Below are 13,852 nucleotides of genomic sequence, written 5' to 3'. Positions count from 1 at the left end.
TCACGCTTTTGGTGCAAGGTGTCAACGTGTCCGCAGTCACCGATCCCCTGGTCTGGGAGCACGTCCAGCCGGCCGCGGCCCGCCGGCTGCTGACGGGCGCCGTCGACGCGTTCGCCCAACGCGGCTACCAGGCCACCACGACCCGGGACATCGCCTCGCGCGCCGGCATGAGCCCCGCCGCCCTGTACGTGCATTACCCGTCCAAGGAACGCCTGCTCTTCGAGATCAGCCTGTACGGCCACAACGCCGCTCTCGACGTACTACGCTCCGCCGACACCGGCTCCACTCCCGCCGACCGGCTGCGCTCACTCGTCGCCGCCTTCACCGCCTGGCACGCCGAACACCACACGATCGCCCGCGTCGTCCAGTACGAGCTCGCCGCGCTGTCCCCGGAGCACCTTGCAGAGGTCGCGACGATCCGCCGCGCCATCTCCAGCCAGATCGAGCAGGTCCTCGCGGACGGCGTCGCCGACGGCACCTTCGCCGTACCGGACCTGCCCGGCACCACGCTCGCCGTACTGTCGCTCTCGATCGACGTGGCCCGCTGGTACACGCCGCACCGTGGCGATCCGGCCGCCCTCGGCAAGCTGTACGCCGACCTCGCTCTTCGCATGGTCCAGGCGTAGCGAAGGCCCCGCACCACCTGGTGCGGGGCCTTTCGGATGCTGCTCGGATCAGGCCTGGAGGGCAGCCTGGACGTCGAGGTGGATGTCCACCTTGTCACCGATCAGCAGCTTGCCACCCTCGAGCGGGACGTTGAAGTCGATGCCCCACTCCTTGCGGCTGATCGACGCGGAGGCCTCGAAACCGATGATGGTCTGGCCGTACGCGTTCTGGTCGACACCGAGGAACTCGACCGCGAGCTCGATCGGCTTGGTGACGTCCTTGATGGTCAGCTCGCCGGCCAGGACGTAGTCGTCGCCCTCGGGCTTGATGGCGGTGCTGACGAAGGTCATCTTCGGGCTGTTCTCGGCGTCGAAGAAGTCGCCGGAGCGCAGGTGACCGTCGCGCTGCTCGCTGCGGGTGTGCACCGAACCGAGCTCGATCTCGACGTTGGTGGTCGACTCCTCGATCGAGTCCTTGACCACGATCTCGCCGCTGAACTCCTGGAAGGTGCCGCGGACCTTGGTCATCAGGTGCCGGACGGTGAAGCCGACCTCGCTGTGCGCGGTGTCGAGGGCGTAGGTGCCGGCGACCAGGCCGGGGATGGTGCTGGTCAGGGTGCCGGTGGTGGTGTCGCTCATGGGGTCCTCTCGGGAAAACATGGTTCGAACTGGTCGGGGGCGACGCAGCCTGGTCTATAGTTAAAACTTCAACCGATGACTACGACAGTAGGCAGTAACGGTTTAAAAGTCAACTACATTCCCGGTACACTGATCACGTGACGATGGAGACTGAGATGGACACGGGGACTCGGTGGCTGAACGCCGAGCAGCAGGTGGCGTGGCGTGCGTACCTGCTGGGAACTGCACGCCTGATGGCCAAGCTCGATGACGACCTTCGCCAGTTCGGCCTGGGGATCAACGACTACGAGATCCTCGTCCGGCTCTCCGAGGCGCCCGACCGGCGGCTGCGGATGGCCGACCTGGCCGACCGGCTGCACCAGAGCCGGTCGCGCCTGACCCACACCGTCGGCCGGCTGGAGGCCGCCGACCTGGTCCGCCGTACGTCCTGCACCAGCGACAAGCGCGGCGTCTGGGCCGAGCTGACCGACGCCGGCTTCGCCCTGCTCGAGCAGGCCGCGCCGTACCACGTGGACGGCGTCCGGGAGAACCTGGTCGACCTGTCCAGCCCGGAGGACTTCGCCGCCGTCGGCCGCGTCTTCGACGCCGTCTCCGAACACATCGGCCAGCGCTGACTACCGACCGGCCGGGGCCGGCGTGATCTCCAAGGTCAGCTCGTCCCGGTCGGCGCCGCGGTAGGCCATCATCTTGTCGCGCATCCGCCGCTTGACCGGCGGCAGGTGGTTCACCGCGCGCATCCCGGTCCGCATGCCGGCCAGGATCATCCGGCCGATCACCGGCTTGTGCATCGGGTCGCCCGAGGTCATCTGGGCCCGCGACTTGATCACGGCGTCGAAGCCGTACTCGATCATCTTCGTCTCGTACGCGCGCACCCCCGCGACCAGCTCCTTGCGGCCGTCGCGGACCTCGATCAGCTCGCGGCACAGGTTCACGGCGTCCCGGAGCGCGGTGTTCGCGCCGACGCCCCGGCCCGGCGTCATGGTGTGGATCGCGTCCCCGATCAGCGTGACGTTCGTACTCGGCCAGGGCTCGAGCGGTACCGAGGTCCAGATGTTCACCGGGAAACAGGTGCCCGGATCGGTCAACTCGAACATCCGGCGCAGGTTCGGATGCCAGCCGGGCGTCAGGTCGAGCGCGGTGCGGACCAGTTCCTCGCCGCGCAGGTCCATGATGTTCGCGGGCAGCTTGTCCCGGGTCGCCGACAGGCCCCAGTTGATGTAGTCGCGGGTGTTGTCGAACTGCAGCCCGGGCCAGCGCCGGATCAGTTCCTCGGTATTGCCGCCGATCCCGTGCTTCGGGCGGCCGTCGCGGTCCCAGAGGAACTCCATCACATGGATGATGCAGAACAGCCCGCGCGGCGCGTTGATCATCGAGATGCCCTCGAACACCTTCGGCGACACCAGCTCGGCGCTCTCCTCGGTGATCGGCAGCTTGCCTGCGATCGCCACGATCCCGGTCTCCTCGGTCTTCGCCTGCGGCAGGTACTGACGCCGCACCCGGGAGCCCGACCCGTCGGCGGCGACCAACAGGTCCCCCGTCGCCTCGGTCCCGTCGGCGAAGTACGCCGTCACGTGGTCGTCGTACTGCTCGAAGCGGGTGAACACCTTGCCGAACTCGACCACGTCCTCGAGCCCGGTGAGCAGGATCTGCCGCAGCGTCATCCGGCTGATCGACTTCTCGCTCTCGACCGGATCCGTGGACGGCGGGATCTCCATCGAGAGGACCTCTTTCAGGTCCTCGGTGAGCATGTTGAAGTACCTCGGGTCGCGGGCCTTGGTCGCGACGAACGTGTCGTACAGCTCCGTCGGCAGCAACGCGCTCAGCGCCCGGCTGCCGTCCGGGTCGATGCCGACGCGGTAGCCGTGCAGACCCTCGGTCCGCAGCGCGTCCCGCTCGAACACCGCCACCTCGATCCCGGCTCGCTTCAGGCCGTGCGCCAACGCCAGGCCGCCGGTTCCGCCGCCGATTACCAGCACCTTCATGATCTCTCGTCCCTTCAAGTATCTTGGTAGTTCGAGTATCTTGGCGATCCGAGAGAAAAGCAAGCCCTATGCTGAGGTGGCCATGACCAGTTCCCGAGAAGAGCTCGCCGGCGAGATCCAGCAGCGGCTGATCCGCTTCATCGCCGAAGCCGTGCTCTACAACCACGCGGTGTCCGCGAAGGTCGGCCTCGGCGGCAGCGACTCGCAGTTCATGACGCTGCTGCAGACGTACGGTCCGCTCACGCCGCGGCAGCTGGCCGAGCGCACCGGCCTGACCTCGGGGACGATCACCGGCGTCATCGACCGGCTCGAGGCGCACGGCTTCGTCACCCGCGAGCCGGATCCGCGGGACCGGCGCAAGGTCGTCGTGACGCCGTCGCTGGAGAAGATCCAGGAGAAGCTGGTCCCGCTGTACGCCGAACAGGGCGAGCGGATGTATCAGCTACTGGCGACCCGGAGCGTCGAGGAGCTGCGGGTCATCTCGCAGTTCCTCGCGGACTCGGTCGACGACGCTGTAGCCCGGGACTAAACACTTTGGCGCCGCCGTCGTACTCCGGGACGCTTGCGGCGTGACGGATTACCACCAGGACGGCCGAGCCGGCATCGACGCAGACCTTGTCCGGCGACTTGTCGCGCAACAGTTCCCGCAGTGGGCCGACCTGCCGGTCACCCCGGTGAAGGTCGACGGCTGGGACAACCGGACGTACCGCCTCGGCACGGACCTCACCGCCCGCCTCCCAACGGCCGAGTCGTACGTAGCCGCCGTCGCCAAGGAACACACCTGGCTCCCCCGCCTCGCCCCGCAACTCCCGGTCGAGATCCCGTCAGCCGTGGCGTTAGGCAAACCCGCCTTCAGCTATCCACATCCCTGGGCCATCAGGCGCTGGATCTCAGGTGAGACAGCATCCGTTGAGTCTGTTCGCGACCTGCACGTGTTCGCACGTTCGATCGCAGAGTTCATCCTCGCCCTGCAAAGCGCGGACGCAACCGGCGGCCCACTCGCCGGCGCACACAGCTTCTACCGTGGCGCCGCACTGCAGCACTACCACGACGAAACGATCGACGCCCTGGCCTCACTGAAGGAGCGGATCAACGCCGACCTGGCAGGCGAGGTCTGGGAAGCAGCCCTCACAACCACCTGGGAGCGACCGCCGGTGTGGTTCCACGGCGACATCTCCCACGGCAACCTGCTCGTCCGCGACGGCCGACTGTCCGCCGTCATCGACTTCGGTACGTCGGGCATCGGCGATCCGGCTTGCGACCTCGTGATCGCGTACACCTTCTTCTCCGGCCGGTCGCGGGCAATCTTCCGCGAAACAGTCGCCCAGGACGAGGCGGTGTGGGCGCGGGCCCGCGGCTGGGCGCTGTGGAAAGCGCTCATCACCTACGAGACGTCGCCGGCCGGTCGTCAGGTGATCGACGAGGTTCTCACCGATCACGAAGCAAACGTATGACCTTCGCGGGTGGCGCACACTGGTAGCACCCCCCACGAAAAGAGCAGATCGATGAGCAGCCCCATCCTCCCCCCGGATGGCAGCGCCCAAGTACCGGACGGCCACGTTCTGGTCAGCAGCACCTGCTGGTCATGCGGAGCCTTGTTGGGCAAACACGTCCCTCTCCGGCAGCGCCGTCACCAACACTTCACCTGGTCCTGTGAGACCTGCGACGTCGCGTGGGCCGGGCCGGGCTCGGACCTGGCCCGTTCCGCCTGAGCCGCCGGGTTCGCTTCGCGCGGGGTCGGCCTCGAGGAGTTCGAGGCAGGCCCCGCCCGTCGTATGTCAGCTGATTCCGACCTCGTGGAAGGCCGCCCTGACGGTCTGCGGTGCCTGGCGGGCGACCACGCCGTCACGCGCCAGGATGCGCGCCATGTCACCGGCGACGTGCGCCGCGTCGGCGAACACCGCCGTCGGCCACAGGTTCTGCAGGGTCGCGTACCAGAGCTTCGCCGCCGGGAAGCTGCCGAGATCGGTCGCGATCAGGTAGAACACCCGGTTGATGATGCCGCTGTTGATGTGCGGGTCACCGTTCGGTACGTAGCCGGCCATGCTGTCGGCCTGCGGGTCCTTGCCGAGCAACGGATCGTCGTAGGCCGTACCGGGATGCGCCATCGACCGGATCGCCTCGCCGTACAGGTCGTCGGCCATCACGCCTTCGCCGATCAGCCAGTTGAACGTACCGGCGTCCTGGCCACTGACGTACTGGTCGATGCACGCGCCCATGATGTCGGAGGTCGCCTCGTTCAGCGCGCCGGTCTGATCGGTGTACCCGAGGCCGGCGGTGTACTGCGTGACGCCGTGGGTCAACTCGTGGCCGGGTACGTCGACGTCATTGGTGAAGTCCTTGAAGATGACGTTGTCGCCGTTCCCGAACACCATTTCGGAGCCGTCCCAGAACGCATTGTCGTACTGGACACCGAAATTGACGTTGCCGTCGATGGTCAGGCCCGCGTTGTCGATCGACTCCCGGCCGAGCACCTCGTGGTAGAACTTCCGGGTCGCGGCGAGCGCATCGTAGGCGAGGTTGACGTTCTGGCCGCCAACCGGCGGGTCATCAGGGCCGCGGACCTCTTGGACGTTGACGTTCCACTGGTTCTGGTCGTCATAGATGACGATGTCACTCTTGCCCGGCTGCGGCAGAGTAAGCGTTTGAAGGGTCGCGTAGGTCGCGCTCTTGCGCTTCTGCCGCAAGGCCTGATCGACCGTCGCCGTACGGGCCGCGTCGGTCCTTCGGCCCTGCTTCTGCGCGTTCCTGGCGATGTGGTCGGTGATGTGCGGCGGAATGAAAAAACATGTTGGTGTTGCCATCATGATGCTCCTGGAGTCCGGGTGACGGAGGTAGCTGCGGCACTCCGCGCACACGGCGGACCGCGCGCACCCGCGGCCGACCGCCCAAGACCTGCCATGACCCCCACCGCCCCAAGACCGTGGGGCGGTACGGCTGCTCCCAGTTGATACCCGGAAACGACTGTTGTCCATATCGGGGGCTATTCGTTGCAAATACCAACAATGGTTCTCAGCAAATACTCAACCGCATTTTCGGGGACGATTCACGCCTCGACCACCGCTGCGAGTTGCTTGGTCACCGTGCCCCACCCGTCCGCGAACCCGAGCTCCTCGTGCAACTCCCGCGCCGCCGCCGACGCATGCCGCACGACAACGCGGTAGTCCGTTCCCTCCGAATGCTCCGCGAGCCGCACCTCGGCCGTCATCAGCAACGGCTCCGGATCAGCAGGACGCCACCGGCTGTCGACCGCGTTCGTGAACACCAGCCCGTCGAGTTCCTCGACCACCAGGAAGCTCGCATCGAGGTGCGGCGCGAACGTCGTACCGTCCTCGCTCAGCTCCGTCACCATCGCGCCGCCCGGCCGCGGCTCGAACCGCACCACCCGGCAGACGGCCGGCGCCGGCACCCACCACTGCGCGAACTTCTCCGGATCGGTCCAGGCGTCCCAGACCTTCGCCCGCGGCGCCCGGATGATGCGCTCCACGACCAGATCCAGCTCCGGATCCAACTCCGCCCTCACACGTCCTCCTCGTCGGTCACGAAGCGCTCCAGCCGATCGGTGCGCTCCTCCCAGATCCGTCGCTGCTCGGCCAGCCAGTCGTCCACGACCGCCAGCCGCTCGCGGTTCAGTACGCAGGTCCGCACGCGGCCGGTCTTCACCGTCCGGATCAGCCCGTTCGACTCCAGCGTCCGTACGTGCTTCATGAACGACGGCAACGTGATCGGGAACTCTGCCGCCAGCTCTCCCACGCTCGTCGGGCCGCGCCCGAGCCGCCGGATCACGCTCCGGCGAGTCGGATCGGCCAGGGCGACGAACACCCCGTCGACCTCATACTGTGCCATGAGGCTAAGTATTGCCCTGGATCAATACTTAGCGCAAGGGCAAACTATTAGACCCCGCCCCTTGGAGGAGGCGGGGTCCGCTTCGACTGCTGTTGTGGGTCAGTCGCGTGTGAGCTTGCGGTGCGTGACCCGGTGCGGCCGGGCCGCCTCCGGGCCGAGACGCTCGATCTTGTTCGCCTCGTACGACGCGAAGTTGCCCTCGAACCAGAACCAGTCGGCCGGCTTCTCGTCAGTACCCTCCCAGGCCAGGATGTGGGTCGCCACACGGTCCAGGAACCACCGGTCGTGGGACACGACCACCGCACAGCCCGGGAACTCCAGCAGCGCATCCTCGAGGGACTGCAGGGTCTCGACGTCCAGGTCGTTGGTCGGCTCGTCGAGGAGCAGCAGGTTGCCGCCCATCTTCAGCGTCAGCGCCAGGTTCAGCCGGTTCCGCTCGCCGCCGGACAGGACGCCGGTGGGTTTCTGCTGGTCCGGGCCCTTGAACCCGAACGAGGCGACGTACGCCCGGCTCGGCATCTCGAAGTTCGCGACCTTGATGTAGTCGAGTTCGTCGGACACCTGCTGCCAGACCGTCTTCTTCGGGTCCAGGCCGCCGCGCGACTGGTCGACGTACGAGATCTTCACCGTCTCGCCGAGCTTGAGCGTGCCGGCGTCCGGCTGCTCCTCGCCGACGATCATCCGGAACAGGGTCGACTTGCCGACGCCGTTCGGGCCGACGACGCCGACGATGCCGGCCCGCGGCAGGCTGAAGCTCAGGCCGTCGATCAGCTTCCGGTCACCGAAGCCCTTCACCAGCTTCGAGACCTCGAGCACGGTGCTGCCCAGGCGCGGACCGGCCGGGATGTTGATCTCGTCGATGTCCAGCTTGCGGTTGCGCTCGGCTTCGGCCGCGAGCTCCTCGTAGCGCTGCAGACGAGCCTTGCTCTTGGTCTGGCGGGCCTTCGCGTTCGACCGGACCCATTCGAGCTCGCGCTCCAGGATCTTCTGCCGCTTGGCGTCCTTCTGCCCTTCGACGACCAGACGCTGCTGCTTGGTCTCCAGGTACTTCGAGTAGTTGCCCTCGTAGCCGTACGTCCGGCCGCGGTCGAGCTCGAGGATCCACTCGGCGACGTTGTCCAGGAAGTACCGGTCGTGAGTGATCGCCATGACGGCGCCCGGGTACTTCTGCAGGTGCTGCTCCAGCCAGAGCACGGACTCGGCGTCCAAGTGGTTGGTGGGCTCGTCGAGCAGCAGCAGGTCGGGCTGCTGCAGCAGCAGCTTGCACAGCGCGACCCGGCGGCGCTCACCACCGGACAGGTTGTCGACGACCGCGTCCGGCGGCGGGCAGCGCAGCGCGTCCATCGCCTGCTCCAACTGGGCGTCGATGTCCCACGCGTTGCGGTGGTCGAGCTCGGTCTGCAGGTCGCCCATCTCGGCCAGCAGCGTGTCGTAGTCCGCGTCCGGGTCGGCCAGCTCGGCGGAGATCTCGTTGAAGCGGTCGAGCTTCTGCTTGGTGTCGCCGACCCCTTCCTGGACGTTCTCCAGCACCGTCTTGCCCTCGGTCAACGGCGGCTCCTGCAACAGGATCCCCACCGTCGCGTCCTCGGCCAGCCGCGCCTCGCCGTTGTTCGGCTGCTCCAGCCCGGCCATGATCTTGAACAGCGACGACTTCCCGGTGCCGTTCGGCCCGACGACGCCGATCTTCGCCCCGGTCAGAAAGTTCAGCGTGACGTTGTCGAGAACGACCTTGTCGCCGTACGCCTTCCGGACGTTGCGAAGCGTGTAGATGAATTCCGCCATACCCCAGAGCCTATGTGCTCCCCCACCCCACCACCCAACCGGTTGTCCACAGCCGCCAACTTCATCCCCGGATTCCGCCCCGAACACGTGCACCTTCTCCGTCGACAACGCCCGCGCTACGAACGGAAGGCACTCTCATGAGCCTTGGTGACACGTACCTCACAGTCCTGGGCTGGATCGGCAGCGACCCCGACTTCAAGGAGATTCGCCAGACCCCGCAAACCACCTTCCGCCTCGGCTCCACCCCACGCCAGTTCGACAGAACTCTGAACAACTACGTCGACAAACCCACCACCTGGTACACGGTCCAGTGCTGGCGAAACCTGGCCCGCAACGCCTTCGATTCCATCAAGCTCGGCCAGCCGGTCATCGTCACCGGCCGCCTCCGCACCCACGAATGGACCGACGACTCCGGCGAACTCCACAGCCGCGTGATCCTCGAGGCCTTCTCCCTCGGCCACGACCTCAGCCGAGGCACGACAACCTTCGCCAAGAGCGCCCCACGGACCGACCAGAGCCCCTTCGCCGCGACGGAGCTCTCGCAGCGCGCACCCGAGGTGACCGCCGCGCCGTACCCACCTGACGAGTTCGCCACCCCGTTGCCCCTCTCCACCGAGCGACCCGAGGCGGCCTAACTATGTCATCGTTGACTTATATAAGCCCTGCCCGGCATTCTGGTGGCCTGCCCAGCAGCCGACCAGGAGAGGGAACCACCCGTGATCGACATCCTCGAGCACCTCAACGCGGTCCGGCGCGAGGTCAGCCGGACCGGCGAGACAGTGACCGTACTGATGCGCCGCTCGTACCGGGCGGAGCCGGCTGAGGTGTGGGACGCCCTGACGGACCCGGAGCGGATGCGCCGCTGGTTCATGCCGGTCACCGGGGAGCTGAAGGTCGGCGGCTCGTTCCAGCTGCAGGGGAACGCGGGCGGCGAGATCCTGGAGTGCGACCCGCCGAAGCGCTTCAAGGTGACGTTCGGCGGCCCGACCAGCCTGCTCGAACTGCGCTTGTCCCCCGGAGCGGACGCCTCGACCGACCTCGAGCTGGAGCACTCGATGAGCGAGGCCCCGGCCCCCGGCGGTTCCGGCGCGCTCTGGGTCGGCCCCGGCTGGGACGGCGCGCTCGTCGGCCTCGCGCTCTACGTCAACGGCGAGCTACCGGCGGACGCCGACCCGACGGAGATGGCCAACTCCGCCGAGGTGATCGCGTACAACGAGCAGTGCGTTCGCGCCTGGATCGAAACCGTCCGCGCCTCCGGCACCACCACCGAGGAGGATCTGCTCAGCGCCGCAAAGACCTCCATGGCCCAGTTCGCCCCCGACGCCGAACTCTGACCCACCACAGCCCCAGCCGAGCGTCGCCCCTCCGCGCGCCGACCGACGTCGCCACGCCCCGGACCTCTGCGGTCCGGGGGCCAGGCACCAGGTCAGCCGCGGGCGGTGGCCAAGCTGTCGCGGCACTTGGCGTACGCCTCGAGCTCGTCGCGGGCCGGCGCGACAACGTGGCTGTCGGCAACCTTCACGAGTTCCTCCCGCAGCGCCTTCGCGACCTGCCGGGACCGCCGTACGGCCCCGTTGGTGGCGAAGACCCGGCAGACGAAGGAGAGCACCAGACCGAGGACAGCACCACCGACCAGCATGACCCACGCGTACGGAATGCCGTTCCACTCCGGCAGCGGCGGGTCGTCGAGGTTCGCGATTCGCGTTACCAGCAAGGCGATCAGCCATCCTGCGCCGCCGAGCATGACGAGGAACAGCAGCCACTGCACGACCTTGGCGAAGCTCCACCAGCCCGGGTTCCCCGAGACGCCGAGGTCCGTCCGGGCGACGGCCTGGTCGAGTTCGTCCCCGAGCGACTCCTCACGCCGGCGGATCGCCGTACGGACCGAGTCCGCCCACGGCCGCGACAGGCCCTCGGCAGCCTTGTTCGTGATCGTACGAACTGCCGCGTCCATCCGGGCCCGCTGTACCGGAGTTGCCGCAGGCAACGAAGCGCGCGCGATCGCGACCTCGCTGGAGGCGGACTTGCGCAACGCCTTGCCCTGCTCACGCGAGACCTGGTCGCCGTGCAGCCGGCGCAACGGGTCGGGCCGGAAGCGTCCGACCCACTTGGTCAGCGGCCACCCGGTCGCAGCACGAGCCCGTTGCAGGTACGAGCGCCGTACGGCGTCCGACACGACCGACAACCCGCTCGCGTCCGACAACGCGTCGACGAGCTCGGTGACGTCGGCGTCGGCGATCTCCGGCGTCTTGGCGTTGCCACACTGGCTCGCCATCCGGTCGGAGACCCGGTCGACGTCAGCCGCGAGCCGCTCGCGCGCGGACCGCTTGTTGCTCACCCGCTTGACCAGCAGCGAACGGATCTCTTCCAGCCCGTCGCCGCTGACCGCCGACGTCGCGACGACGCTCGGGGACTTGAGGCCGTCCGACTTCAGCAGCCGGTCGAGGTCCTCGATGCAGCTCTTCTGCTGCTCCGGCGTCAGCTTGTCGATGTGGTTCAGCGCGAAGACCATCACCCCGGAATGCGAGGCGTAGGGCTTGATGTACCGGTTGTGCAGCGCCGCGTCGGCGTACTTCTGCGGGTCCACCACCCAGATGAGCATGTCGACCAACTCGACGAGCCGGTCCACGATCAGCCGATGCTCGACCTCGGTCGAGTCGTGGTCGGGAAGGTCCAGCAGGACCAGGCCGTCGAGGTCCTCGGAGTGCGCGTCCTCGAGCGAGCTGCGGTGCTGCACCTGGTGCCGGCGCGGGATGCCGAGCCAGCTGAGCACCTCACCGGCCGGCTCGTCACCCCAGACACAGGCCAGCGGCATCGAGCTCGTCGGCCGGCGGGTTCCGATCGCGGCCAGGTCGAGCCCGGTCAGCGCGTTGAACAACGACGACTTGCCCGACCCGGTCGCACCCGCGAGCGCGACGACCGTCAGGTCGCCCGACATCCGCAGCCGCTGCCCGGCCCGGTCGACGATCTGCGCTGCCTCGGTGAGCACCACCGGGTCCAAGCGGCCGTCGCCGGCCTTCGCGGCCACGTCGAGCGCGTCGATCTTCTTCAGGACATCGGTCTCCGCCCGGACGGGCGTCTCGACCGTATCCACTGTTTCCGTCACGTGCAGTCCTCCACCGCGCGCGCGGCCTCGGTCAGTTGCCTGGCCGTCTCGGCGTCGACCGGATGCTGGTCAAGGACGGCCAGATAGCGGGCGAATTCGGCATCCATCAGGGCATGAACCTTACCGTCAAGGTCCTCGCGTGCCTTGTCGACCATGCCCTGAACTGCCTTGTCGCCGAAAACTGCCTCCAGCAGGCGCTGCCCGACGACCGCGCTGCCGGCGCCCGCGCTCGCCGCGGCGCCCTTCGGGATCCCGGCCGCACTGGCGAACATCACCACCATCAACGAAAGGCCGAGCCCGTTGACGCCGTACTCCAGGATCTTCGCCGTCGACTTCTTGTCCGCGCCTTCCCGGCGGACCAGGTCGAGCACGAACGCCTGCCACTCCCGAACGGTACGGCTCGCCGCCGCCGGGAACTGCTCCGACAGCCCACCGAGCGACGGCACACCATCGTTGCCCTCGGCACCGGACTTGCCGGCACCGCCCGCCTTGCCCGGCCTGCCCGCCTTGCCACCGTTGCCCGCGGCACCTGCCTTGCCCGCGGAGGTCGCATTGCCCGCAGCGCCTGCATTGCCCGCGGTCCCGCCGTCAGCGGTCGCTCCAGTCGCGACACCAGCGTCCGCCGTGCCGGCGTCTCCGGTCCCGGCGTCTGCGGCGGCCAGGAGCTGGCGACCTGGCGCGGTCGCCTGCCAAGCCTTCTCGGCCCGTTCGGCGGACTCCGCCGCGTACTCACTCAGCAACGACTCGAGGCCGGACTGGATGGCGTCGCTGACGTCGCGGGTCTCGGCCGGCTTGTTGCCGAGCGAACTCTTCAACCGATCACGCAACCGGCCACTGTTGGACTGCAGGCCCTTCAACAGCTCGCCGGTCCCGACAAACTCCTGCCACCGGGCAAGGACCTCGCCGCGCAGCATCGTGCCGTCTTGGCAAGCCTTCGCGATGTCCTTGACGCCCTGGTCGTACGCGGACTCCACCGAGGTCCGCAGTTCGACAGCCGTGTCGGCCTGCGCCTTGACCGCGGCCGCAAACGGCGGAGTCTTCTTCACCATCGCGCTGACCGCACCCTGCAGCGTCCGACGAACGACCGCCGCCCGTGCCTCCGCGTCGGCAGCCAGATCGATCAGCCAGTCCTTGATCCCGGCAACAGCCTGCTGCGGCAGCATTCCGTTGCCGTCGACAACCGTCTCCTGGATGGAGAACAGCGGCGAGTCGCCCAGCCCACGTTCGAGCAACATCTGCGCGAGGTGGCCGGTGATGTCGTCGATGGTCTCGCTCGGCGCCCGGTCGAGCACCACTGCAACCGCCGTACTGCGGTCGGAAGCGCTCTGCAGGAACTCCCACGGAACAGCGTCGGAGTACCGCGCCGCCGTGGTGACGAACAGCCACAGATCCGCCGCCGACAACAACTGCGTCGCGAGATCCCGGTTCGCCTCGACCACCGAGTCGATGTCCGGTGCGTCCAGGACCGCCAGGCCACGAGGCACACTGTCGGCCGCAACCAGCCGCAACTGCCCCGCGTCCTCCATACCGCCCGGCTCCTCGGCCGTGGTCCGAGCCATCCCCGGCAGCACCCGGTCACCCACGAACCAGTCGGCGTCATCCGGGTGATGAATCAGCACCGGCGACCGAGTAGTAGGCCGCAGAACGCCCGGCTCCGAAACAACTTTCCCGATAACGGTATTCACCAGCGTCGACTTACCGGCCCCCGTAGACCCGCCAACCACAGCCAGAATCGGAGCCTCAAGCTGCACGAGCCGCGGCAACAAGTAGTCATCCAACTGATCCAACATGGCTTTCTGCTGCTGCCGAGCCTCGTCAGCCCCCACCACTTCCAACGGCAGCTGACTCCCCGCCAACACCCCCCGCAACTTCATCAAAGCCGTAATCAAAGC

The 13,852-nt window shown here is 67.7% G+C and carries 14 protein-coding genes; 6 read left to right on the top strand and 8 right to left on the bottom strand.

The features are described from left to right. Window positions 1-26: 26 nt before the first annotated feature. A complete protein-coding gene (locus ACFYRU_RS31225; RefSeq protein WP_387665092.1) occupies window positions 27-626 on the top strand; it encodes a TetR/AcrR family transcriptional regulator in 600 nt (199 codons plus the stop codon). Between the two features lie 48 nt (window positions 627-674). On the opposite strand, the gene ACFYRU_RS31220 is transcribed toward ACFYRU_RS31225, so the two are convergent. Then, window positions 675-1,244, bottom strand: a complete 570-nt coding sequence (locus tag ACFYRU_RS31220; protein WP_387665089.1) for a YceI family protein — start codon at window positions 1,242-1,244, stop codon at window positions 675-677. A gap of 155 nt (window positions 1,245-1,399) precedes the next feature. Here ACFYRU_RS31220 and ACFYRU_RS31215 point away from each other — a divergent pair, with 155 nt between their 5' ends. Then, window positions 1,400-1,858: a MarR family winged helix-turn-helix transcriptional regulator gene (locus tag ACFYRU_RS31215; protein WP_387666062.1), complete on the top strand. Its 459-nt coding sequence runs from the start codon at window positions 1,400-1,402 to the stop codon at window positions 1,856-1,858. Here the strand turns inward: ACFYRU_RS31215 and ACFYRU_RS31210 are convergent, their stop codons facing one another. Further along, a complete protein-coding gene (locus tag ACFYRU_RS31210; RefSeq protein ID WP_387665087.1) occupies window positions 1,859-3,226 on the bottom strand; it encodes an FAD-dependent oxidoreductase in 1,368 nt (455 codons plus the stop codon). Between the two features lie 82 nt (window positions 3,227-3,308). Between ACFYRU_RS31210 and ACFYRU_RS31205 the strand changes: the two genes are divergently transcribed. Next, window positions 3,309-3,755, top strand: coding sequence for a MarR family winged helix-turn-helix transcriptional regulator (locus ACFYRU_RS31205; RefSeq protein ID WP_387665084.1), 447 nt, complete (start codon window positions 3,309-3,311; stop codon window positions 3,753-3,755). Window positions 3,756-3,795: 40 nt separating this feature from the next. Further along, on the top strand, window positions 3,796-4,680 hold the full coding sequence (locus ACFYRU_RS31200) for an aminoglycoside phosphotransferase family protein (RefSeq protein WP_387665081.1): 885 nt from the start codon (window positions 3,796-3,798) through the stop codon (window positions 4,678-4,680). A gap of 324 nt (window positions 4,681-5,004) precedes the next feature. On the opposite strand, the gene ACFYRU_RS31195 is transcribed toward ACFYRU_RS31200, so the two are convergent. The 4 genes from ACFYRU_RS31195 to ettA form a co-directional block, all read right to left on the bottom strand. Beyond that, the gene (locus ACFYRU_RS31195) at window positions 5,005-6,030 is read right to left on the bottom strand and encodes a M4 family metallopeptidase (RefSeq protein ID WP_387665080.1); all 1,026 of its coding nucleotides are present in this window, start codon (window positions 6,028-6,030) and stop codon (window positions 5,005-5,007) included. Window positions 6,031-6,272: 242 nt separating this feature from the next. Then, complete coding sequence (locus tag ACFYRU_RS31190) at window positions 6,273-6,749, bottom strand: SRPBCC domain-containing protein (RefSeq protein WP_387665078.1); 477 nt, start codon at window positions 6,747-6,749, stop codon at window positions 6,273-6,275. Further along, on the bottom strand, window positions 6,746-7,072 hold the full coding sequence (locus ACFYRU_RS31185; RefSeq protein WP_387665075.1) for an ArsR/SmtB family transcription factor: 327 nt from the start codon (window positions 7,070-7,072) through the stop codon (window positions 6,746-6,748). Before ACFYRU_RS31185 ends, ACFYRU_RS31190 begins: the two co-directional genes overlap by 4 nt. Before the next feature lie 99 nt (window positions 7,073-7,171). Beyond that, window positions 7,172-8,854, bottom strand: a complete 1,683-nt coding sequence (ettA, locus tag ACFYRU_RS31180; protein WP_387665073.1) for an energy-dependent translational throttle protein EttA — start codon at window positions 8,852-8,854, stop codon at window positions 7,172-7,174. Between the two features lie 137 nt (window positions 8,855-8,991). On the opposite strand from ettA, the gene ACFYRU_RS31175 reads away from it, so the two are divergent. After that, on the top strand, window positions 8,992-9,489 hold the full coding sequence (locus ACFYRU_RS31175; protein WP_387665071.1) for a single-stranded DNA-binding protein: 498 nt from the start codon (window positions 8,992-8,994) through the stop codon (window positions 9,487-9,489). 81 nt (window positions 9,490-9,570) lie between these two features. Then, the gene (locus tag ACFYRU_RS31170) at window positions 9,571-10,188 is read left to right on the top strand and encodes an SRPBCC family protein (protein ID WP_387665068.1); all 618 of its coding nucleotides are present in this window, start codon (window positions 9,571-9,573) and stop codon (window positions 10,186-10,188) included. A gap of 92 nt (window positions 10,189-10,280) precedes the next feature. Here the strand turns inward: ACFYRU_RS31170 and ACFYRU_RS31165 are convergent, their stop codons facing one another. Both ACFYRU_RS31165 and ACFYRU_RS31160 read right to left on the bottom strand, forming a co-directional pair. Then, complete coding sequence (locus ACFYRU_RS31165; RefSeq protein WP_387665065.1) at window positions 10,281-11,960, bottom strand: GTPase; 1,680 nt, start codon at window positions 11,958-11,960, stop codon at window positions 10,281-10,283. Then, window positions 11,957-13,579 (bottom strand): ABC transporter, encoded by a 1,623-nt coding sequence (locus ACFYRU_RS31160; RefSeq protein ID WP_387665062.1) that lies wholly within the window; start codon window positions 13,577-13,579, stop codon window positions 11,957-11,959. The genes ACFYRU_RS31165 and ACFYRU_RS31160 overlap by 4 nt, the downstream gene beginning before the upstream one ends. Between the last annotated feature and the right edge of the window lie 273 nt (window positions 13,580-13,852).

This window comes from Kribbella sp. NPDC004536 (genome assembly GCF_042873835.1).
Taxonomy (GTDB): Bacteria; Actinomycetota; Actinomycetes; order Propionibacteriales; family Kribbellaceae; genus Kribbella.
This window is presented reverse-complemented; position numbering and strand designations above follow the sequence as displayed.

Bases quoted from the DNA above. Each gene is read 5' to 3' on its own strand.
- ACFYRU_RS31175 (WP_387665071.1), top strand. From the start codon at position 8,992: ATGAGCCTTGGTGACACGTACCTCACAGTCCTGGGCTGGATCGGCAGC.
- ACFYRU_RS31205 (WP_387665084.1), top strand. From the start codon at position 3,309: ATGACCAGTTCCCGAGAAGAGCTCGCCGGCGAGATCCAGCAGCGGCTG.
- ACFYRU_RS31215 (WP_387666062.1), top strand. From the start codon at position 1,400: ATGGACACGGGGACTCGGTGGCTGAACGCCGAGCAGCAGGTGGCGTGG.
- ettA (WP_387665073.1), bottom strand. From the start codon at position 8,854: ATGGCGGAATTCATCTACACGCTTCGCAACGTCCGGAAGGCGTACGGC.
- ACFYRU_RS31195 (WP_387665080.1), bottom strand. From the start codon at position 6,030: ATGGCAACACCAACATGTTTTTTCATTCCGCCGCACATCACCGACCAC.
- ACFYRU_RS31185 (WP_387665075.1), bottom strand. From the start codon at position 7,072: ATGGCACAGTATGAGGTCGACGGGGTGTTCGTCGCCCTGGCCGATCCG.
- ACFYRU_RS31220 (WP_387665089.1), bottom strand. From the start codon at position 1,244: ATGAGCGACACCACCACCGGCACCCTGACCAGCACCATCCCCGGCCTG.
- ACFYRU_RS31210 (WP_387665087.1), bottom strand. From the start codon at position 3,226: ATGAAGGTGCTGGTAATCGGCGGCGGAACCGGCGGCCTGGCGTTGGCG.